Annotated in this window: 23 protein-coding genes; 12 read left to right on the top strand and 11 right to left on the bottom strand. The window is 59.9% G+C overall.

Going from position 1 to position 20,227, the window contains the following annotated elements; translation table 11 throughout:
• Positions 1-20: 20 nt before the first annotated feature.
• From LPA45_RS30570 to LPA45_RS30545, 6 genes are all read right to left on the bottom strand, one after another.
• Entirely contained in the window at positions 21-806 is a 786-nt protein-coding gene (locus LPA45_RS30570) for a hypothetical protein (protein ID WP_317920659.1), read from the bottom strand.
• 79 nt (positions 807-885) lie between these two features.
• On the bottom strand, positions 886-1,431 hold the full coding sequence (locus LPA45_RS30565) for a hypothetical protein (protein WP_317920660.1): 546 nt from the start codon (positions 1,429-1,431) through the stop codon (positions 886-888).
• 11 nt (positions 1,432-1,442) lie between these two features.
• Entirely contained in the window at positions 1,443-1,925 is a 483-nt protein-coding gene (locus tag LPA45_RS30560) for a hypothetical protein (protein ID WP_317920661.1), read from the bottom strand.
• Between the two features lie 133 nt (positions 1,926-2,058).
• On the bottom strand, positions 2,059-2,529 hold the full coding sequence (locus tag LPA45_RS30555; protein ID WP_317920663.1) for a hypothetical protein: 471 nt from the start codon (positions 2,527-2,529) through the stop codon (positions 2,059-2,061).
• A gap of 118 nt (positions 2,530-2,647) precedes the next feature.
• Positions 2,648-2,854, bottom strand: coding sequence for a hypothetical protein (locus LPA45_RS30550; RefSeq protein ID WP_317920664.1), 207 nt, complete (start codon positions 2,852-2,854; stop codon positions 2,648-2,650).
• Between the two features lie 157 nt (positions 2,855-3,011).
• Positions 3,012-3,491: a hypothetical protein gene (locus LPA45_RS30545; protein ID WP_317920666.1), complete on the bottom strand. Its 480-nt coding sequence runs from the start codon at positions 3,489-3,491 to the stop codon at positions 3,012-3,014.
• Between the two features lie 268 nt (positions 3,492-3,759).
• Here LPA45_RS30545 and LPA45_RS30540 point away from each other — a divergent pair, with 268 nt between their 5' ends.
• The 9 genes from LPA45_RS30540 to LPA45_RS30500 all read left to right on the top strand — a co-directional run bounded on the left by LPA45_RS30540 (position 3,760) and on the right by LPA45_RS30500 (position 12,034).
• Entirely contained in the window at positions 3,760-4,005 is a 246-nt protein-coding gene (locus tag LPA45_RS30540; protein ID WP_317920668.1) for a hypothetical protein, read from the top strand.
• Between the two features lie 250 nt (positions 4,006-4,255).
• On the top strand, positions 4,256-4,657 hold the full coding sequence (locus tag LPA45_RS30535) for a hypothetical protein (protein WP_317920669.1): 402 nt from the start codon (positions 4,256-4,258) through the stop codon (positions 4,655-4,657).
• A gap of 78 nt (positions 4,658-4,735) precedes the next feature.
• Entirely contained in the window at positions 4,736-5,344 is a 609-nt protein-coding gene (locus LPA45_RS30530) for a hypothetical protein (RefSeq protein ID WP_317920670.1), read from the top strand.
• A 51-nt stretch (positions 5,345-5,395) separates the two neighbouring features.
• Positions 5,396-5,815, top strand: coding sequence for a DNA/RNA non-specific endonuclease (locus tag LPA45_RS30525; protein WP_317920672.1), 420 nt, complete (start codon positions 5,396-5,398; stop codon positions 5,813-5,815).
• Positions 5,816-6,065: 250 nt separating this feature from the next.
• Positions 6,066-7,448, top strand: coding sequence for a gamma-mobile-trio recombinase GmtY (gmtY, locus tag LPA45_RS30520; protein ID WP_317920673.1), 1,383 nt, complete (start codon positions 6,066-6,068; stop codon positions 7,446-7,448).
• Positions 7,445-10,501, top strand: a complete 3,057-nt coding sequence (locus LPA45_RS30515; protein WP_317920674.1) for a VPA1269 family protein — start codon at positions 7,445-7,447, stop codon at positions 10,499-10,501. Before gmtY ends, LPA45_RS30515 begins: the two co-directional genes overlap by 4 nt.
• Positions 10,498-11,214, top strand: a complete 717-nt coding sequence (gene gmtX / locus LPA45_RS30510) for a gamma-mobile-trio protein GmtX (protein ID WP_317920675.1) — start codon at positions 10,498-10,500, stop codon at positions 11,212-11,214. The genes LPA45_RS30515 and gmtX overlap by 4 nt, the downstream gene beginning before the upstream one ends.
• A gap of 224 nt (positions 11,215-11,438) precedes the next feature.
• A complete protein-coding gene (locus LPA45_RS30505; protein WP_317920677.1) occupies positions 11,439-11,864 on the top strand; it encodes a DNA/RNA non-specific endonuclease in 426 nt (141 codons plus the stop codon).
• A gap of 14 nt (positions 11,865-11,878) precedes the next feature.
• Positions 11,879-12,034, top strand: coding sequence for a hypothetical protein (locus LPA45_RS30500; protein WP_317920678.1), 156 nt, complete (start codon positions 11,879-11,881; stop codon positions 12,032-12,034).
• 92 nt (positions 12,035-12,126) lie between these two features.
• Here the strand turns inward: LPA45_RS30500 and LPA45_RS30495 are convergent, their stop codons facing one another.
• The gene (locus LPA45_RS30495) at positions 12,127-12,762 is read right to left on the bottom strand and encodes a hypothetical protein (protein WP_317920679.1); all 636 of its coding nucleotides are present in this window, start codon (positions 12,760-12,762) and stop codon (positions 12,127-12,129) included.
• Between the two features lie 19 nt (positions 12,763-12,781).
• Entirely contained in the window at positions 12,782-13,936 is a 1,155-nt protein-coding gene (locus LPA45_RS30490) for an integrase domain-containing protein (RefSeq protein WP_317920681.1), read from the bottom strand.
• A 1,109-nt stretch (positions 13,937-15,045) separates the two neighbouring features.
• On the opposite strand from LPA45_RS30490, the gene LPA45_RS30485 reads away from it, so the two are divergent.
• The 3 genes from LPA45_RS30485 to LPA45_RS30475 all read left to right on the top strand — a co-directional run bounded on the left by LPA45_RS30485 (position 15,046) and on the right by LPA45_RS30475 (position 18,017).
• Positions 15,046-16,050: a PRTRC system protein D gene (locus LPA45_RS30485; protein WP_317920683.1), complete on the top strand. Its 1,005-nt coding sequence runs from the start codon at positions 15,046-15,048 to the stop codon at positions 16,048-16,050.
• An 11-nt stretch (positions 16,051-16,061) separates the two neighbouring features.
• Positions 16,062-16,493: a hypothetical protein gene (locus LPA45_RS30480; protein WP_317920685.1), complete on the top strand. Its 432-nt coding sequence runs from the start codon at positions 16,062-16,064 to the stop codon at positions 16,491-16,493.
• A 280-nt stretch (positions 16,494-16,773) separates the two neighbouring features.
• A protein-coding gene (locus LPA45_RS30475) for an IS3 family transposase (protein WP_317924294.1) occupies positions 16,774-18,017 on the top strand; the annotation gives its coding sequence in 2 pieces (ribosomal slippage) (positions 16,774-17,127 and positions 17,130-18,017; 1,242 coding nt in all).
• A 58-nt stretch (positions 18,018-18,075) separates the two neighbouring features.
• Here the strand turns inward: LPA45_RS30475 and LPA45_RS30470 are convergent.
• The 3 genes from LPA45_RS30470 to LPA45_RS30460 all read right to left on the bottom strand — a co-directional run bounded on the left by LPA45_RS30470 (position 18,076) and on the right by LPA45_RS30460 (position 20,224).
• A complete protein-coding gene (locus tag LPA45_RS30470; RefSeq protein WP_317920686.1) occupies positions 18,076-18,294 on the bottom strand; it encodes a hypothetical protein in 219 nt (72 codons plus the stop codon).
• A gap of 107 nt (positions 18,295-18,401) precedes the next feature.
• Positions 18,402-19,475, bottom strand: a complete 1,074-nt coding sequence (locus tag LPA45_RS30465) for a primase-helicase zinc-binding domain-containing protein (protein ID WP_317920687.1) — start codon at positions 19,473-19,475, stop codon at positions 18,402-18,404.
• A gap of 230 nt (positions 19,476-19,705) precedes the next feature.
• Entirely contained in the window at positions 19,706-20,224 is a 519-nt protein-coding gene (locus LPA45_RS30460) for a single-stranded DNA-binding protein (RefSeq protein WP_317920688.1), read from the bottom strand.
• Positions 20,225-20,227 lie beyond the last annotated feature (3 nt).

Here is a 20,227-nt window from a genome sequence, read left to right as displayed (position 1 = left end):
GGTAAAAGTTTACATGGGGCCTACGCCGCTTCCTGCATGAACGCCTCGCCGTACTCGCCGAGGAAAAGCATCAGATCGTCGGCGACCTGGTGGGCTAGCTTGAATTCCCACGCGTCCTTAAAGAACACGATGTCCAGACCGGGATAGCTGAGCTTTTCACGGTAGTTGTACTCAACGTCGTGCACGTTGACCTGGCTGAGCCCGCCAGCCAGCAACTGATGACCCGCCTTGGCGGCAAAGGTGGCGAGGCCGGACAGGCAGTCTGCCGTGCTCTGGTAGCTGTAGTAGCCTACCTTGCGCGCCGTCCGCCGATAGCAGGCTTCGGAGGTGACGTGTTTGCGCAGGACCACTGCCGAGGCGGTGCGCTTGACTTCGCGCTTGCGATTGAGGCCAAAGCCGGAAATGATCCGCTGGGCGGCCTGCTGGTAGGCCAGCTCCGCGCCGCCATGGCCGCCGTAGCGGCGGGCCATCGATGCCCACAGCCCGTCGATGTCGGGAATCTTTCCGGCCCTCAGGGCCGCGTCGATATCCAGGCCGGCGCGCTTGTACTCATCCTCGTGGGCAATATCAAGCCGAGCGCCAGCGGGGGCAAACTCACGGCGGGCGCGATTGACCACGCCGCCGGCGACCGAGCGGCAGAACTTGTCCAGTTCTTGCGCCGTACTGTATTCGCTGCGAAGCTCAATCGATCGATAGTGATCAGGAATCGCGGCGACAGTCTCGCGTTCAAACGCTGCAGCCGCAGCATACGCGGCGTGGGCCGCCTTCTGTGCGGCGATGAACTGCTCAATGATGTCCTTGTACATAGTGGTCTCTCAAGAATGGCAGGGGAGACCCCCCAACGGGAGTCTCCCGTTGGGGTTAAAGTTTGGTGGGCATTGTCGGCTAAGCGCCGGCGTCGTTCATCCATTCCGCGGCGTCCATGCCGCGCTCCAGCTCCAGGTATTCCAGAAGCCACGACTTGCGTTGCTGTGGATGTGCCGTTCGCCAGGTCACTTCGTTCTTGTCGTCGCCGCTGAAAAACACACCGGCCACGTCGCCAGCATCAATGCCAGCAGCACGCTGCAAGGGGTACAGCGCCTCATTGAGGTCGCTCTCCTGCACGGCAGCATCGATCATTGACGTGGTGACGAGATCCACGTCGACCGTAGCGGAGCGGCTCGACGCTGGCTTGGCGTTGGTAGCGCTGTCAGCCTCGATCCAGTGCTTCGATACGTCGGCGTAGTTGCGCAGCCACTTCGCCCGGGCTAAATCGTCAGCAAGTCGCCATGCCGCGTGCTTCACTGGCCCGTCGAAGTAAAGGCTTGCAATTCGGCAATTGCCCAGATCTACCACCGCACTGATCACTGCTAGCGCGGAGGAAAGGTCATCCCATAAGATCGCCTCTTGCACCAGCTGCTCGTCAATTGCCGCAATCTGCACCTGAGTCATATGGGACCCCTTCAGTGCACGGAGATTGCTGCGCCTGCAGGGAGGGGGGAGAACCCCATCGCCCACCACACCGACGCGGGATGATCCGGAAAGTCGGGGATCATGCTGCTGCAGAAGAACACCGGCACATCGTCCATGTCGACAAGTCCCGAGACGACTTGCTCACGCCACCGGGCCTGAAGAAGCAGCCACGTCAGCTCAGCGCGCGCAATGGTGTCCCAACTCGTCGGCACGTTGGCCTCGTCAAAGAGCTCCGCGCCCGCGGGGGTCATGATGGCAACGACTTCATGGTACCGACCGAGATCGTGGGGAAAGCCACGGCGCTCAAACGTGAGCGTGTGGCGATCCGGATTGCCGAAGACTCGCTTCAGTTGTCGGATGTAGACCGCGCATTCCAGACGCGATTGCACCTCGTAGTCGGGCTGTCCGACCTGGGCGCATGATTCTTCGGCGGGAACGGGCCCGACTTCGAGGGAGAGAGATTGGATAAACATGGCGCTTCCTTAATGGCATGCTGGGAAACGCCTCCCATCGGGAAGTTTTCCCAGCGGGTAGAGGGCTGTCCAAAACAATCGGACGCTCGATGTTGGTGCCGCGCCATCCACGAGGGATGGCGCGGCAGATCGGTCAGTTAAGACCGTAGGGGATATTGCTTACGAGGATGGCCTCGCGAGCAACGTGCTGCTGAAAGCCTTGGAGATTGGCGGACACCCATTCTCCGGCTAGCCGGTTGGTGTACGCCTCATCCCTGTAAAGGTTGTTTTCAGGGAAGCGCTGGTACAGCCACGCGTGACATGCTTCGTGCGCAGCTGCGGCAACACTCGCTGCGTCCGACGCATCGAGGTCTAGCAGTTCGATTACCGGTGGAAGGCTCGTCGGCTTGATGCCGAGTTCGGCCATCGAGTCCTGCATCGTGCCGTGGACGGCGGGCGAGAACCCTGCCCATTCGCCGTGCCTGATGAGAGTCTTGCCGGCTTCGACATCGCTCTGTACCAGTGCCACTGCCTCAGTACCAAGAATGTCGCGTACTACATCGACGACGTTCCACTTGGCCGCTCCGAGGTCACTCGAAAGGGCCGATTTCTTGCAAGCTTCCATGGCTAGAATTGAGATGAGCACGGAAGCCGGCCGGTACGGGAGGCATTCCCGTGCGGGTTGGAAAATAGATCGCGGATGGGTTCCGTGACCGAACGGCTCGAACCTCGTCTTTGGACGCTCAGCGCGACAACGAAGGTTTGGCTGGGAACAACAGCTTGACGAGGAGCCAGGCAGTGCAAATCAGCAACTGAAAGTCGAAACAGATGGACACCTGCATCATCGCGACGCGATCGTCAGGCGTAATCTGCAAGAAATAGAGGACGGCGAGCAGGTTAAAGACGGTCGCAAGGACAGCCAAACCAGTCGTGCGAGAAGAGAGGTTCATAAAGGCTCCAATGGATAGATGGAGCCTCCGCGTTGGGAAGCCCCAACGGGATGGAAAAGAAGAGTGCCGACAACGTCGGCAAGGTCGATGCGTCGGAGACGCGGAAGTAGCCTAGAGAATACCGGAAAGGCCGGTGCAAATAAAGACTGCGACCGCCCTACCCCAGCATTTCGGTCGCTTTGCGCAGCCGATTGAGTACCTTCCAGCGATGACGCGCCGCTTCGGCTGGATCTTGCGAAGATGAGTAGTCCGGCATGAGTTCATTGCCTGGCCTGCCGCCGGGCTTCTCAAAACTCACGCATTCCATCCCATGCTCTGCGGCATGCAGCTGCGAGAGCGACCAGGACACCTCGAACACCGCGATCGAATCCCAACGCGCGGGGAGGGATTCGTAGTCGAACCAGACCTCCCCAGTGCCATCCAGAATCGCGGTGACCGTGTATTCGGTGCCATGACTGGCCGGGATGGCGCGGACCTCGAATCGCAGGACTTCTGCCGGCGGATGCCAGAACACCCGGTCCAGCATCCGTCGATACGCCAGCGCGTCGATGGTAGCCAGCTCGCGGTAGTACTGCTCGCCGGGAGCGGCGAACGCCCGCTCGTTGCGGGGCCGGGTGCCTAGGTCGATTACCTTCATGGGATGCGGTGTAGGGACGGATTTGCCGGTCGTCCGGCGAAAGAGACGCGAAATCATACGTCATTCGCAAGGTCGGTTGGCTCGATTCCCCGTGACAATGGTGATTGCCCCAAAGGGTCCGCTCGTCGCATGGCGGAATTCGCACGCAAGCAGGCACGTGAGCGCGAGCGCTATCCGCTGCTGAACGACCACGTGGCCGCAGAACAGCACTCGGTGGAGGTGGAGATCGCACGACGCATCGTGCGTGCCGGATTCGTTCGAGCAAAGAATGCGGGACTACTACGCGCGCAGCTGGCGCGATGCCCGCAGGATTTACTTCAGCCAACCCGATGCGGTCCGCTCATCCACGCAAAGTGCGACTTGGGCAGGTCCGACCACCTCGACCTACTTCGCGTGGATGGTCGACGTGGAGACTGGCAACCAGGCGCGCCGCATTGCCGAGTGCCGAGCCCGCGATGCTGCGGCACGCGCCGCGCGCACGGCGCCGTCGGTGCAGGAACTCTTGGCAATCTGAACGCGACCGCAGCAACCTGCAGGCGGGATTCCGCCCGGCCTCTCTCTCTCTCTATATATATGCACCCGAACCTCTGGCCAACGAGCTGAAGTCTCTACACGGCTTCGTCGGCGAGGTTCTGGCCCGGAGCGCCCAAGGCCCACTCGACGGGGACACCATCTGCTCCCTCGGCGAAAAGCACGCGCTGCGGGACTACTTGCAAGCCATCGTCGCCCAACAACACGCCATCTGAATCCAACCCAAACCATGAATGTCTTCCCCCCACTATGACTACCCCCAACCTGAAACAGTGCTGGCGATCCGCGGCGCCATTGCAATTGGCCGCCAGGCCGGGCCCCGGCCTCCTAATGGCTCATGGCTTACCGAGTTCTGGGAGGTAGGCCACGTCGCCCGCAATGCAGCCAACGCGATACACGAGGCGATCGAGCCGTTGCAGCGGATGGTCTGCGACGCCACAGCGCACCTGCAAGGCCATGTCGCTACGCTGGAGCGAGCCGCTGGCGACATCGATGGACTCTACCCGGAACGATTCAAGGATGAGCCGATGCCTGCCGCAACCCAGCTTGACATGAACCAACCCATGCAACACGCCATCGCCGACTTGCTCGCCAAGAGCACGCAGTATTTGCAGCTTCCGTGCAACGCCAGCTAAGCAAGTCGCCCTGCGGCGGCGGGCCGGGCCGCGGATCTTGGCATAATGCGCGCCATATTCCCGCCAACCCGCCCATCCATGGCCGACGACCTTCTCACCTGCGCCCACTGCGGCAGCCAGCCTCGCTTCATTGCCAACCGTTTCGAGGCCGTCATCACCTGTACCGGCTGTGGCATTACCACCCCACCCGAATCTCTTGATGCTGGCCACGACCAGGCTCACGCCGTCCTGCGCGGCATCTGGAATACCCGCCTCACCCCACGGCCAACCGCGCAACACGAGCTCTCCGCCATCGTGCGTAAGGAATTGTCCAGCTCGGACCTTGGCACCGTCCTCGCACTCATCGCCCGCAACGAGGATAATTGGGAGACGCGTGGGCCGCTCTTCGCCGCTATGGCAGAAAAGCTATTGCAGCCCGAACCCTTTCTGCAGGAGCTGATACCAGCTGAGGCCTTGCTCAAGGACGCCTGCCGCTATCGCAAGCTCATGCGCCGCGCCAAGCTGATCCACATCGACGGTCGCCCCTGGGTTCACATCGAACCGATCGACGCACTGCCCGCAACGGTCTCCGAGGAGCTATTCGGCGGCACGATCATCCTGGAGGAGTTTCTGGCACGCGTGCTGGATACCACGCAGGACGCCGGCGAGGGCGTTACGTCGCCGCAGGGGAAGCAGCCGAAGGCTTGACTTTGGCGAAGCCTTGGCAAGATAGGTGCATCGCCTCTCAGGAAAGCAACCATGCACAAGCCCCTGTTCCTTGCCGCGGCCATCGCCGCAACCTTTGTCGGGAGCAGCATCAGCACCGCGCTCAGCACCGCCGCGTACGCCAAAGGCCCGGCGACCGATTGTCCGCACATCTTCGGTACCAACGGCAAACCGAGCGTCGCCAGCAGTGCCCCTGCCAGCCGCACCAAGTTCCTCTGCTTCCGCGGCTATGCCGTGCAAACGTCGGCCGCAACCCGCACCGCCCTGTGGTCGGCCGAGAACCTATCGGCCCAGGCGGTGCTGGCCGCCCGTTCGGTCCCGCGCGGCAGCGATTTCTACGAGGAAGCAGAGATCCCTGCGGCCGACCGTGCCCGCCTGTCCGACTACGGACGTGGCACCGGCCTCGATCGCGGGCACCTCAAATACCCGGCGAAAAGCATACTCAATGCGTAATCAAGCGGTCAGTTATTGAGTATCCATACTCGACCCTATATACTCGCCCCCCCTTAAGAACTACCAACCATCGAATTGCGCAAAACCGTAGCCTGGCTGTTTGCTTTGATTGTGCTCTGTGCAGGCATAGCAGATGCCCGAAATTTGTTGGATCACATCGCTCGCCAAGAGCAACGAGAGTACGGCTCAGAACCTTCGTTTGTCGAATGGGCTCCGGTCGCGAGTACGATTTGTCGCTCATAACGGCGCGATGATCTACACCGATACGGTCCTCGTGCGGGACAGCATCCGTGCTGACAGACCGACCATACTTCTAATCGTAGGCACCGCCCCGTTTGAGCAGTTGCTGGCCTTTTTTAGAGAGAAGTGTGTCTCCCTCTCAGCAGAGCGCACCTATGCCCAAGCTACTGGCCGATTTATCGAATGGCTTTCCGTGCGCGCAATCGAGTTCCACGATACCTCAATGCGCAACCTTCTGTTCACGGCTTTCACTCACGACCTGCGATTCGGAACATGCCGCGAAGGAAAGGACCTCTATGGCCTTCACTGGCGGCCAACCAGTCAGCAGAATCTGGCACGGTTGACTCGGGCTCTGCTTCATTTTAGCGACTGGCTGAACACTCGCATCGGTACGACGCTGCTGAATCCAATTCACCACCAGGCTTCACCAGCAGAGCAGTTGGTCTTTTGGCGCAAATGGAATAGACAAAGGGTGGCCTCTCTCTTGGCTCACACCAAAGGGCGATCACAGGCCGAATCAGACGCCCAAACCAGCCGGAAACTGCGGCTTCCGAGGAACCGGAATGCTCTGCTCCAAGAGGTCAAGGCGTTTCCCGCGGAACGCCTTGAGGATCTACTCTGGCGAGGCTTTGCAAGTCCTGGGAATGAACTGGATCCCCGCCTTTGGATGAAGTACAAGCTGCGCGACATTCTCATAACGCTACTCTGCGCCTACGGCGGCTGTCGGGCTTCCGAGCCACTCAATCTATGGGTGGACGATGTCTTCGTTGACCCCGACGACACCGAGCTGGCGTTGGTGCTGGTGCACGAGCCTAGCGACGGCTTGGCGGAATACACCGATCCGATGACGCGTGTACGCCGGAGGACAACTCGCGCTGACTTCCTGCAGAGATTCTGCGGTGGTCGGAAGCCCCTCACTGCGGAAACAGGTCGTCGGCATGCGGGATGGAAGGGATGCCTTTTGACGCATCGTGAGCGCAAGGCATTCCAGGTATTTTGGATTGACAAGAACGCTGGTCGCCTTTTCTTAACGCTGTGGCGCTTGTATATCCAACATGTCAGGCCTGTGGTTCCGCAGGTACCCTGGGCTTTTCTAACCAAAGAAGGTCAGCCTCTCGGCGTTGAGGGATTCGCTGACTCTTTTAAGGTGGCAGTGCGCCGTATCGGCCTGACGCCAGCTAAGTGGGCAGGCACCTCCACCCACGGCCTACGCCACCGATACGGCCAATGGCTGAACGACCTTGGACTAGGTGACAAGGAAGGTCAAGTGGCCATGCACCATGTAAATGCACGCAGCCAGGACGTCTATCGGCAAGGAGGTGTCGCTGGCGTAGCCGCCGCGATTGGAAGCCTATCTATCACCTCCCTGCCTCACTTCACGGAAACCGCATGAACTTCATTTGCCAGCTCGATCGATACACCGCCATTGTGAGCGTGCTAACCGGGCGCACCATCTATGTCAACGATGCCCCGGACCAGTATCTTGTCTCACCAGACGTCGCGTGCGAGAAGGTAGTGGAGATAGGGGAAGGCTGGTTGGCCAAATTCGATGCGGCACCTTCTGAAGCGAGGCCCACACCAGGATTGCGTAAAGTGGTTAAGGACTTGACTGAGTGCCGCAGCCGCGAAGACGTTGCAGAAGCACTGCAGGCGATTCTGGTCAGAGAGTTCGAAGCGAAGCGCGATACTACTTCCGTAGCAAGCCACCAACCCTTCTTGGTGGAGCTGCTGTTGCAGCTTTGGTCCTGTGGTGCGGTGGCTTGGCCAGTAAAGCAGCAAGTCCCCTTCGCTAATCCGTTCTTGAGGCTGAGCAACCCTGGCTTCACCGAGCAGCCGCTGTCCTATTTGTCGCGGATCGGCGCATACCTCAACCGCGGGAGCACGGATGACGCCGCAAACTTGCGCTTCATCCTGGATCATATTCTCGCGCGAGCCGGGATAGCTGAAATCGGCGACCTGACGCCGAACACGTTCTATCTGACCGAGGAGCGCACCCGCCTGCGAAAAATGAGGTCCACCGGCATTCAGGGTGTTCTTAGTGTCCTGCGCGAGGAATACTACGATCGGGCCATAGGATGGACGCCGGAGGATTTCGGCTTCTTCAAGGCCAAGATGGGACACTTGGCACGAGATGACAACTTCGCCTGGCTCGTCTCGAAAGACGCGGCAATGAGCGAATGGGCGCGCCTGGCCATCAAGCATTTGGAAAACACCCCTGCAAACTTCCGCAAACGCAAATCTTCCCTAAACAGTTTTCTGCAGCATTACCTCGAACACCCAGAATTGCCGCGCAACCCAGCTGAATACTTCGACATTCGCCGACGCCCAAATGCCTTGTTCCACGCCCCGGGAAATATAGGTCGGCAAACCATGTCGGTTCTCCATGAGTTCCTGAACGAAGTGCTCTTCGAAGTCTGCGCACAACCGGATGACAATGAAATACCCATTCTGATGCCGGGCTTCGCCAATCCTCTTCCCAGGCCTAGCTACAAGAACGTGAACAAGGGTGAAACCCATCGGGAAGCCATGCCGACTAGGCTTATTAGCCTGGCGGCTCACATCTTGACTGAAGACGACTTCGCTTGGGCAAGAGAGGCGGGACGCATCAAGGATGTTTACCGCTGGCTAAACCCAGAGACAGGGGACTTCGAAACCGTATGGAGCCCTGTCCGCGCCTACGCCATATTGATTAAGCTTCTACTGCCCGCACGGACATATCAAGTCCGCATGCTCGACAGCGGCGAAGGAGACACCTACCGCTACGAGGGCGGTGGCCAATGGGAAGTTAACTCCGGGGACCATCGCCCGGTGCCCGGCAGTAAGCTGGTCGATCGTGGTGTGTTTCGTCACTACAAGCGCAAGGATGGCAGCAACGGTGCTGTGTTCTACTTCAATACAAACAAGACTGCCGACATCGAAAGCATAGTCAAGGGCTATGTCATGCCTTGGGAGAAGAAGGACGCCTTGCAATTGTTGGTCAAGCTGCGTAACTGGCAGGAGAAGTACAACCCGCTCCGGGCGCCTACCGCATGGTCCGACATCGTCGAGCTGAAGAGGGTAAAACACGCCGACGACCTGGCGAAGATGGGAGCGAACTTCTTCCTCTTTCGCGACCCTGCCAACAAGACGCGCCCCGACCTGCCGGTGACCGACGTGCGGATTCGCAATCTATGGCTAAAGCTCATGGAAGAGATGGAACTACGGCTAACCCAGGCAGGCGAAACGTTGAGCAATGGCGATCCAATCAAGCTGGTCCTAACCCGGGACTATACCGGGCAGCCGACATCTGCCACGTTCGATCTCCATAGCCTGAGGGTGTCGATCATCACTGCCATGTACGAGGAAGGTATTCCCCCGGAATACCTGATGAAGATCGTCGGCCACGCCACCGTGCTAATGACCCTCTACTACACGAAGCTCAGTGCCGAGACTCTCAGCTTGCGGATGGATGAGGCTCTACTGGAGCGGCAACGCAAGTCCCAGGTGGAAATGGCGGGGTTCATCAGGCGAGCCAGCCGACAGGAACTGGAGCAAGCGGTGGCCGTCCGACACCCTGCGGCCCTAGATGCAGCGGTCGGGGGAACAGGGGTAGGTATGCTAGTGATGGACCATGGCATCTGCGCAGTCTCCGCCAAGCGCTGCCACGAAGGGCTCGCGACAACCGATCCGTCGACGGGTGTCACCCGATATCAGGCAGTACCCGGCGGCGCCACTAACTGCTCTCGCTGCAGGTTCTTTATCACCGGCCCAGCGTTTCTTTTCGGACTAGAGGCACATGTCAACGACTTGTCGTATCGGCTCAAGAAGGCCTCCTACACGTTCGAGAAAGCCCAAGAACGATTCGACGCCCTAGCGGACGCCCATGCCGCTTCTTTGGGAGATGGAGTGGCCTTTCACCGGCAGCGCGAACTAGAGATTGCCGAACCAGCTTTCGAGTCGTCGACTGCCGAGGTGGACGCCATTGCGCTGAGCTTGCAAGCTGCCTATGCGCTCACCGAACAATCCATTCGCATTGCCAGCCACAACAAAGGCGACGGCTTAGCACTGGTCGCCGCGGGCGGCACCGGGCAGGTCGAGGCCGTGCTATCCGAGGGCCACGAATTTGAGCAGCTCAACCGCATATGTATGAGCGCGACACTGTTCGACGGGCTCAACATAAATTGGCAGCAGCCGAATCTTGAACGCGCCCGCCTTTTTGACCGGATGCTTCGAAATTCTGGCTATGCCCCGCAGTTCTCTCTGCTTGATGACGAGCACGCGCTGCAAGCGGCAAATGCAATGGGCCAGTTCCTTTACGCCAGGCTGGAGGCCAACACAGTACACGCATTGGTGGACGGACGCACGACTCTGCAGGCTGTGGGGCTGGACAAGGCCTTTATAGCCCAACTGGAGCATCTCCAACCCAAGGCCTTAGAGTTCGCCCATTACATTTTGGAGCCCGCATGACCAAGCCACAAAATACTACCGTTCAAGACATCCTTAAGGACGCCCGACAGCTCTACGATGTGCACCGGAACACGGCAACTAAGGAATCAAAGGTTGAGAACCTCGATAAGCTGTGGGAAGTCCTCAACGCCATTCAGGATGAGGGAAGCCGCGACTACTCGCTCGCTGAGGTAGGTCGCCGTCTCGCGAAAATTGGTGGACCGAAGACCCAAAGCCTCCGCAACGCACAGGGCTCCTACTACCGGGAGATCATTTCGTCGTATGCAAACGCCCTCAGCGGCGCGACTCGGTACGCGGCCAAGACGAAATCCAACGTGGAGCAGGCGCTGGCCTTGGTAACCGATCCAAGCATCCGGGCGACCATCCGAGTTGCTCTCGATGAAGCAAAGCGGCTCAAGGTCGTCAACGACAATCTTCATGCCGCATTTAAGACACTGCGGGTCGGAGCCTCGCTAATGCCTTCGCCCGCAGCGGAAGCCACGCCGTCGCTACCACCGTCCGGCGTGGCCGAAGGAGCGCTTGCTCCCAGACTGAAAGCAGCTCTCTGCAAAGGCATTGATCATTCTAGATTGGCTCAACAAGGGCTACGTGTCGGGGAGGATGGCAGCATCGAGAACGACCATGGAGATAAGCTTTTCCCGCCAGCCTTTGTCACCGCCATTCAGTCTATCCTGCGCTCGCCGACAGAAGCTCCAGCAGTTACTTCGCCCTGACCGCGGCCGTGTGAGCGACCAAAAACCGCCACCCCGCTGCCCCCAGATTGCATGCTACCGCTCACTTTGAGTATAGTTTTCCGCCGGGTGTTGCACCTCTCGCCATCAGGAGATTTCCCTGACCTGGCTTCCCAAGCAGAGAGCTTTAGCCTCGTGAATATCGAGCCACAGGCTGCTGCAGCAACCGTCGACTGTGGAGCCACATCGAAACTTCGACCCGGCGCATGGTGCGCGAGTACGGCCAAGCCTTCGTGGTCACCGGCCCGGCGTTCGATCCCGCTCAAGCTGCCCGCCTCAACGGGCGCATCTCGGTTCCTACCTATATGTGGAAGGCGGTTTTTGTACCGGGCGTCGGGGCCGCCGCCTATGTGGCCCGCAACGACGCGACGCGCCAGTATGCGGTCTTGAGCATCGTCGAGCTGGCCAAGTTCGCAGGCGTCGACCCGTTCCCGCGTCTGGATAAGACCTACCGCGATTCGCCGATGGCGCTATTGGCTCCGACACCGCACCCGGGCGAGAAAGCTGGTCGCAAGGTCAGCCTCGCCACGCTCACGTTCACCCCCGTTGAGCGGTCGGACCAGTCTAATGCACGGGAGCCGCGGCAATCCAACGTCTTGCCTTTCGTCCGCGCCGTCCTCAGCCAAAACTGACCGGGAAATCCGTCATGGATCGTATCAAGCAAATCATCCACGTCCTGCGCACCGACAAGAAAGCGCGGGTCTACGTCGCCGGCTATGTCGCCTTTGTCCTGTTCCTGTGCTGGTGGGGCGCAACCGGACATTTTGACAACGATCCATGGCTGCCGGACTTCCTACGCTGAATGCCCTGGGAGCGCGTTTAACCGGTTAATTGCGCCCCTCGGCTACCGGCCTCCAGTTGGATCCGACCGGACCTATGCTGACCTGATCACGTTCAGTGCAGCACCGCCCTTGTAACGTGCAGCCCCGCACCGACTCCATCCCCCAATTCAGCAAGATACTCGGGCTGTTGGCACCGACGCGAGATTTCTACAACATTCGCCCTCAGTATTGCAGAGCTCATCGAGTAGGCGTTAGGCGCGCCTTCCCACCCCTCCCCGACTTCCTGAAACCACTGCACACGAAGGAACTGGCCAATACCGCCGTTGTCATCCCAGTCCCACCCGCCGCCGTCAAGCACTCCCCCAACAGCCTTGGTAAACTCGTAGCCCACAACATCGCTTAGGAATGTGCCAACCGTTTCGCCATTGCGTCTCAAGTGCGAAAGCTCCACATACGGATCGGCTGCCAGATACCCGATTACCTCGGTGAGCAACCCTTCTTCATCCTCTGTCTGGTCCACCACCAGAAGCCCCCAGTACGTACGCAGGCCCCGCCGCAAGCGAGTCGCCTCCTTCAGGTCTTCCTGAACGTATGGATCGTGCTTGTCCTCCAAACTATTCACGCGCGCCACGGCGATAACGTAATCCGGAAGTGCTACCCATGGCCATTCAGCAACAGCTGCCGCATCGAGACCACGTTCGACTATCACGTTTATCTCTTCATCCGAATAGGTTCTGTCGATAAGCATGCTTGCCCTCCAATGATAGTTACGCAGATTTCTCCCCGGCCTGATGCCGGTCCAATCGTCGGTACAGCGCCTGCCGCGAGATGCCCAAGGCCTGCGCGGCCTTAGCCTTGTTGCCTCCGGCGGCGACGAGTGCCTCCTTAGCTTGATCCGGATTGACCTGTGGCTTCTCCTTTCGCGCCATGGCAGTGAATGTCGAGAGGTAAGCGCCGGTCTTCGACGCCTTGCTGTGCCCCGCAGCTTCGACGACCGCCTGGAGCGCCCGCCGGTGTGTCTCAAGGTCTGGTGCCTTGCCGCCCTTGATCGGCGCGTCCACACCGGTCAACGACTTGTAGCGCTCCTGAAGCCACTGATGCCGCAGACCATGACTAGTCACGCCCAACCCCTTTTTGAAGATGCCAGACTTACGCAGAATGCTGTAGTAGCGGGACCGCCAGTCATTGATAGAGTAGGACGCAGGCGTTGTCGACCCACTCGAGGGATCCACTAGCGCCGCCGCCTCCTCCAGTACCGCAAGCCGCAGCTGCACCGGTACCTCGCGCGGACGTCCTCCCTTCGTACCATCAACGACACGCATCGTGTCCAGGTTCCGCAACGCCGTCCCGACCTTCAGCGAGAAGCTTTCCTCAATGCGCAGGCCGAATGCAGCCTGCAGCTTCAACTGTATTGCGACGCGAGGGTCCTCGGCGCCAATCTCCGCAATCTTGGCCGTAGCGTCAATGCCGTTTCCCGACCAAGATTTGTCAGTCGTCGTCACGGAGCTGCGGATCAGGCTTTGCTCCTTGCGATCAACGTAGTCGCCAAGGGTCCGGATCAGGTTGTGCTTGCCGATCCACTGACAAAACGCCTTCAGGTGCGACAGCTTGTTCTCGATCGTCCCGCCTGACTGCTTCTGCGACACCCAGTAGTCCACCAGCGCCTGCACATGCTTGTGCCGGAGCGAGTATGGGCTCTCAATGTGAAAGCCGCGACCGCGCAACTCCACGAACGAGCGACACACCGTGTACATCCGCCGCTCCTGCGTTTTGATCGACGCGTTCTTGTGGCTGATCCGTGTTTGGCTGAGGATCTTCTTCACGTTGCCGGCGACAGCAACCTCAATCTCAGCCTTCATCCTCGTTGGCATGTCGTACCTGGCCAGCAAGCCCCGTACGTCAAGCGCGATTGCCTGCCGCATTCGTTATTCCTCCATTACGCGTTGCGCTACGCCCCGGACATACGCCCCGCATCCCCCGTGACGCCGCGCGTGTCCCTCTCTGGCACGTGTTGTGTTGCCGTTTGCCGTCGACCACGGTCCTGCCTTCCGATCCTTTAGCGATCCCCTTGCTGATCGGCCCCACACGTGGAAGTTCGTGTCATGACCGTCCCGTTCCTTCGCCACCAGTACGCTACGCGCAACATGGCCGGCAAAGTTCGGGCTACCCGGTTGCCAGGATCGCTCCCAACATGAACGACGACTAGTGCTTACGCACCCGCCTTCGCCACCCGTGTAACTCTTGTTGCGCTGTTTCTTGTGACGGTCGCGCTCACCGTGCTCGTATCGTTCCAGAGAGTTCATGGCCTTGCGCCATGCAATCCCCCGCCCCCCAGGTGACGACATCTGGACCGCCGTGTGTCGGGCCCGCAGTGTTCGTCTACCCCGCGTCTCGCTGTCAGGCGTGGTTAGGTATCGGAGGCGGCAATGTGTCCGAGTGTCCGGTTTCCACATGTCCTCATCACGTCCAATTCTTCCAGACAACCCGCAAAGCCAAGCGGCATCGCAGTGTCCGGTGTCCTCAGTGTGGGCCAGTATGTGCTTGTGGTGAAAGAAAAAAATACCGCGACAGTGTGCGGCATGGACAGTGTGGCGACCGACGCCCATTCTGGCGGAATCGGTGCATTTGGGATGGCCGCCAGCGTGGCGGTAGGGTCGATGCGTCGGGGACGCGAGAAGTACGTCAAGGATAGCGAGCGCCGCCCGCACGTGCAACCCCGGTGCAAAGCGAATCGTGCTTGAAACAGGCGAGCTTTCGATCGCCACGCCGCACCTGACTCACCTTACAGTAGTTGGACGGACGATCTGATAGAAACTGACCGACGGCGGCACATTCGGTGAGCGTCTGACACTCATGGTGAGTGTCTGACTCAATCTGGCAGCGCTTCCGCGCGGCGACCACTGTCAGTATCTGGCACTGTCTATCAATGTCTAACAGATACGGTGAGTCTCTGACAGACACTGACAGCATCCGGATCACGTTCCGCTGCTACCGTTCCCTTGCTCAAGCCCTTCAGGAAGTGACCCCAAAAATGAAAGCAACTGTTTTTGCGACCGACGTTGGCTACGGAAATACGAAGAGTGCGTTTGCACGCGGCGCCGAGATCGGCCTGCAAATGTTCCCGTCTTTGGCGCCACCGGCGATCAACTCGACTCTCTCCGAACACGGCGGCGGATACCTAAAAGCTCGCGACGTCATCACCGTCACGGTCGACGGGGCACGCTACGAGGTCGGCCCGGACGTCACTATCAACACAGCCTATGGAGATACGGGCCGCACGCTTTCTGAGGATTTTGTGACGACACCCAACTACACCGCGCTACTGGCAGGCTCGCTTCAGTATGCCGGCGTCACCGAGGTGGACCGTTTGGTGCTTGGTCTTCCGGTGCACACCACGCCGATGTACACGGACTTTCTGCGCGATCGCTACACCGGCGAACTAGACTTCGGCGACACACGCATCGTAGTGCGCAACGTAATGCCACTGCCCCAGCCACTCGGCGCGCTGGTATCGTTTTCCCAGTATGGGGGAAGCCAGTTCGATCCCGGTAACTCCCATCTGATCGTGGATGTGGGCTACTTCACAACCGACTGGGTTGTCGCGCGGGGCTTTACCATGGACGACCGTCGCAGCGGCGGGGTCCCCGGAGGTGCAGCGAAGATCTACCAGCAAATCGCCGAGCTCATCGCCAAGGCTGAAGGCGTCTCGGTGTCCGGGATCGAACGCATTGACGAATGCCTGCGCGAGAACAAGGCAATGCATTTCTATAACAAGGATCTGGACCTTCGCCCCTATTTCGAGGAGGCCCGCTCCTTGTGCCAGGCTACTGTCAAGGAAATGCAATCCCGGGTTGGCCGTGCCGAGGACATTCGGTCCATCGTGCTTACCGGCGGCGGCGCCACCATTTATGCTCCGTTCATCAAAGCCGCCTTCCCGCGAACAAACGTGCACATGATGGAATCACCTTGCTATGCCAATGTCCGCGGCTTCTACCTGATCGGCTCGGCACACCACGCACGCAGCAGCAACAGGTAAAGGAGGGGGTTGTGGGAAAGCTCGAAATCAAAGTCACGATCTCCGCCGCGGCGACTCCTGCTCTGTACAAGCGACTCTCCGGTATGGCCGACCTCCGGCAACGTGCCTTCTTCCTGAAGCAGCTCGCCGAGTACGGCGCGGCCACTGTTCCAGGATCGATCGGCATACCGCTGGCGCATTCCCACACTGCTTCACCGGCACCGACTCCTTTCGGCCCCCCAGGTCGCAGTGCGGCGGAACTGGTGTCTATCGACACGCAATTGTCGAGCGTGCCGTCCGTCAAAACGCCGGCGCCTGTTCCCGCGCTTCCGCCCGTGCCGAGCACCAGTGTGGTCGACGAGCCAGAAGCGCTCGAGGTAACAGCGTCGATCGCAGCCGCTGGTGGACTCTCCGCTCTCACTCTGGACGCTCTCGTAGCAGCAACAAGTCGCTTCGATGGCTAGATGCGTAGGATTGACTTGGTGTCATGGAGGGTACAGTAGAATCAATCAAATCGCACCAAGGGGGCAAAGCAATGACCGAATACGAAATCATCCGCTTCTTCAAATTCTTGCTGGCATTCGGCATTGGCTTCTGCCTGTGGGAAGCAGCGCTGAGACTGGTCCATGCCCTCAGACGAAATTGATCAAAAAAAAGCCCGGCAAAGTTTGCCGGGCTTTTCTCATGGGACTGACCCGTCCTGAATAAGGTTGACACTTTTCTGGCTGTGACGAGGAGAGTGCCTTGGAGACGGATCGAAAGCGAACCCAGCGTGATTACACGCTGGCTTTTAAGCTGGCGGTTGTGGAGGAAGTAGAAAGAGGCGAGTTGACGTACAAGCAGGCGCAAAGCAAGTATGGAATCCAGGGCCGGTCCACGGTGCTGGTATGGTTACGCAAGCACGGACTACAGGACTGGAGCGGCACGTTGCCACAGGGCACCCGGTACGCCACGATGGGAAAACAAGACAAAGCCAAGCCCCGTACCCCTGAGCAGCGGATCAAGGAGCTGGAGGCTCAGTTGCGCGAAGCGCAGGAGAAAGCGCGGCTGTTCGAGACGGTGATCGACGTGATTCAGAAGGAGCACGGGGTTCGCATCGTAAAAAAGCCTTCGGGCAAGTCCTCGCGCAAGAGCTCATCCAAGGGCTAAGCGTTAGCAGGGCTTGCCGTTACTTCGGCATCAGCCGCCAGGCATACTACAAGCGCCGCGACAGTGAGCTTAGGCAGGCCGCCCGGGATGCCAGGATTTGCGCGCTGGTCACCGAGGTGCGACTGCGCCAGCCGCGCATAGGCACTCGCAAACTGCAGCGGGTGCTGCAGGTGCCGTTGGAGAAGGCGGATATCCGAGTGGGCCGTGATCGGCTGTTCGATGTCCTGCGCGCGGCGCGGCTGCTTGTGAAGCCGCATCGGGCGTATCACAAGACCACCAACAGCCATCACCGCTTCCGACGCCATCCCAACCTACTCAAGGACGGGCCGCAGAAGGTGGTGCCTACCGCCGCCGAACAGGTCTGGGTGGCTGACATTACGTATCTTCCCACCGCCGGGCAGACGGTCTATCTGAGCCTCGTCACGGATGCCTGGTCGCGAAAGATCGTGGGCTACCACGTCCATGACGGCCTGCAGACCGAGCAAGTAAGCCAGGCGCTGAAGATGGCGCTACGCTCGCGCCAGTCCCGGCAGGCGCTGGTGCACCATTCGGACCGAGGAATTCAATACTGCGCCACCTACTACCAGGCCATCCATCAGCGGCATGGCCTGACCTGTTCCATGACCGACGGCTACGACTGCTACCAGAACGCCATGGCAGAGCGCATCAACGGCATCCTCAAGAGCGAATTCCTGCTGAACCGACCGGCTGATCTGCAGCAAGCGGCTCGCATGGTAAGGGAGTCAGTTGAGATCTATAACCGTGAACGCCCCCATCAAGCCCTGAAATACAAAACGCCCGATGAGGTTCATCGGGCGTCCGTTGCTATGGGTTGCTAGGTTCAAATGACCCAGCAGAACCTGTCAACCTATGTCAGGACTTGACAGACAAGTGCGCTCAGTGCAACGTCGGACGTTGCTTTCCGGCGCAGTACGTAAAGGCGGCATCGAAATCCGCCTCGGTGTGCTGAAGCTGAGTCGATCCATCGGCATTGCGCCGGTAGACATGGTAGGACTCCGCATCGGATTGACAGGCCGGAACGGTACCGGATGGCAGCTGTCGCATGGCGCGGATTTGCAGACGACCGACGATGACACTGAACCCTTTGAACGACATAGCAGAACTCCAAGAGTAAGCTGCCGCAAGGTTCTGCCCTGCGGGCAGAACCCACAGGGCAGAATGGAAATGAGGTACCGCCCCGAGGGGCGGTTACAACGACTGGGTCAAGCGCAGACCGCGCGCTGCCCGGCAATGCCCTGCAACCGGTTGGCGGTCAGCCACTGGTCGCAGAAGTCCGTGCCACGCACCATCGGACGATGTAGGTGAACCGTCAGCCCTTCGTTGCGTACGCGCTTGGCCAGAGCTAGCGCATCCGCCATTCCAGGCGACTTTCCTGTCTTCGGATCAATCTCGTCGAAGTCAGCAAAGATGTGCAGCGTATGGATTCCCAGGTCTTGCGGCACAGCGAATCGGTTGAGCAGCACCCGATTCAGGCAGTACCAGGTGGGGACGCCGAACAGCATGTACGCTGCGTAGGCATTTTCCAGACCCTCAGCCACACCCACGACCCCATCGCGCGGCGGCATGAGCCGTACTGCCCCGCCTACTGTGGGTAGCGCGGAGACGTCATTGCGCTTGGCCGGTAGTATTTCTCCGTCCGCGGTCACGATAAGCGCCTTGGCCGGTTTGACCGGGTCCAGCGCAGTGCGATGCACGGTCGCCATGCGGCCATCGGGCAGCGTGAACTGCGCAACGATTGTGGGGTAGCGCCCCATAAGCTCGCCGTCATGGAAGTAATCCATCTCCGCAAGCCGCAACGCATGCGGGCGGGGAGCAACCAAGCCCGGCACACGCGCTGCGAGATACTGCATCGCGGCATCGCCCGACCCCAACGGCGCGGCGTTTGCCCAGACTCGCTGGATTCGCCTTGCCTTCGCCTCGTCCGACATGCCGGCCTTCGGTGTAGCCGGCCGCGCTACTTGTGGCAACGGGCACGGCGGCCGATTGCCTTCCAGCTCATTGGCCAAATCGGCGAACGACATGTTCCGCAATCGACGAATGAGCTCGAGGCCATCGCCAGCCATGGGCTCGCCGTCGTTGCAATGACGGCAGACCCAGTCACCGCGTCCGCGCTTGTTGTCGTACGTAAATCGGTCTTGCCCACCGCAGATGGGGCATGGACCAGGCCTGCCGCGCCAGAACTTGTCCGTGAGGACATTCGCCGGCAGGTACTGCATGATCAGCGCGTCCCATTGAGCGGGCGTCCATTGCTTCACGATTACACTCAGTCTAGTCATGGGATGGCTCCGAGGTGGAGGGGTTGGTCGATGCCTGAGACAGGCGGAGAAACTCGCTTGCTCAAAGGACGCCCCGGCCGAGCCAGAGGGTCTTTTCAGCATGGCGCATCGCGGTAGGGATGGGGATGTGCGGCCCTGAATCGGGCTGGGAGAGAAATGAACCACTGCCGCCGGCGTAAGCCGGCAGCAGTAGCAATTCAACGTGAGGATGAGTAAGGAGAAACTCCGGGCTAGAACGGTATATCCTCGGAATCCATATCCTCAAAACCGTTCGATGGCGCTTGCTGCGGGCGGCGCGCGCCGCCACCACCCTGGCCGGCGCGGCCACCGGCGCTTCCGCCACTACCGCCGCCCTGCGATTCACGGCTGTGGCCACGGCCGCCATAGCCGCCATCATCACCGCCGCCGCCATCCTGGCGCGATCCCAGCATCTGCATCTGGTCGGCAACGATCTCGGTCGAGTACTTGTCCTGGCCGGACTGATCCTGCCACTTGCGGGTGCGGATGCGGCCTTCGATATAGACTGACGATCCCTTACGCAGATACTGGCCGGCGATTTCTGCCAGCTTGCCGAAGATCGAAACGCGGTGCCATTCGGTGGCTTCCTTCATCTCGCCGGACTGCTTGTCCTTGTAGCGATCAGTGGTTGCCAGACGGAGGTTGGTGACCGCATCGCCGCTGGGCATGTAGCGCGTTTCCGGATCGGCGCCTAGGTTGCCGACGAGAATGACTTTGTTGACGGATGCCATGAG

This window comes from Cupriavidus sp. Agwp_2, assembly GCF_040784895.1.
In the GTDB taxonomy this organism is placed as follows: domain Bacteria; phylum Pseudomonadota; class Gammaproteobacteria; order Burkholderiales; family Burkholderiaceae; genus Cupriavidus.
The sequence above is the reverse complement of the archived record's forward strand: the minus strand, read 5'-3'. Positions and strand labels throughout refer to the sequence as shown.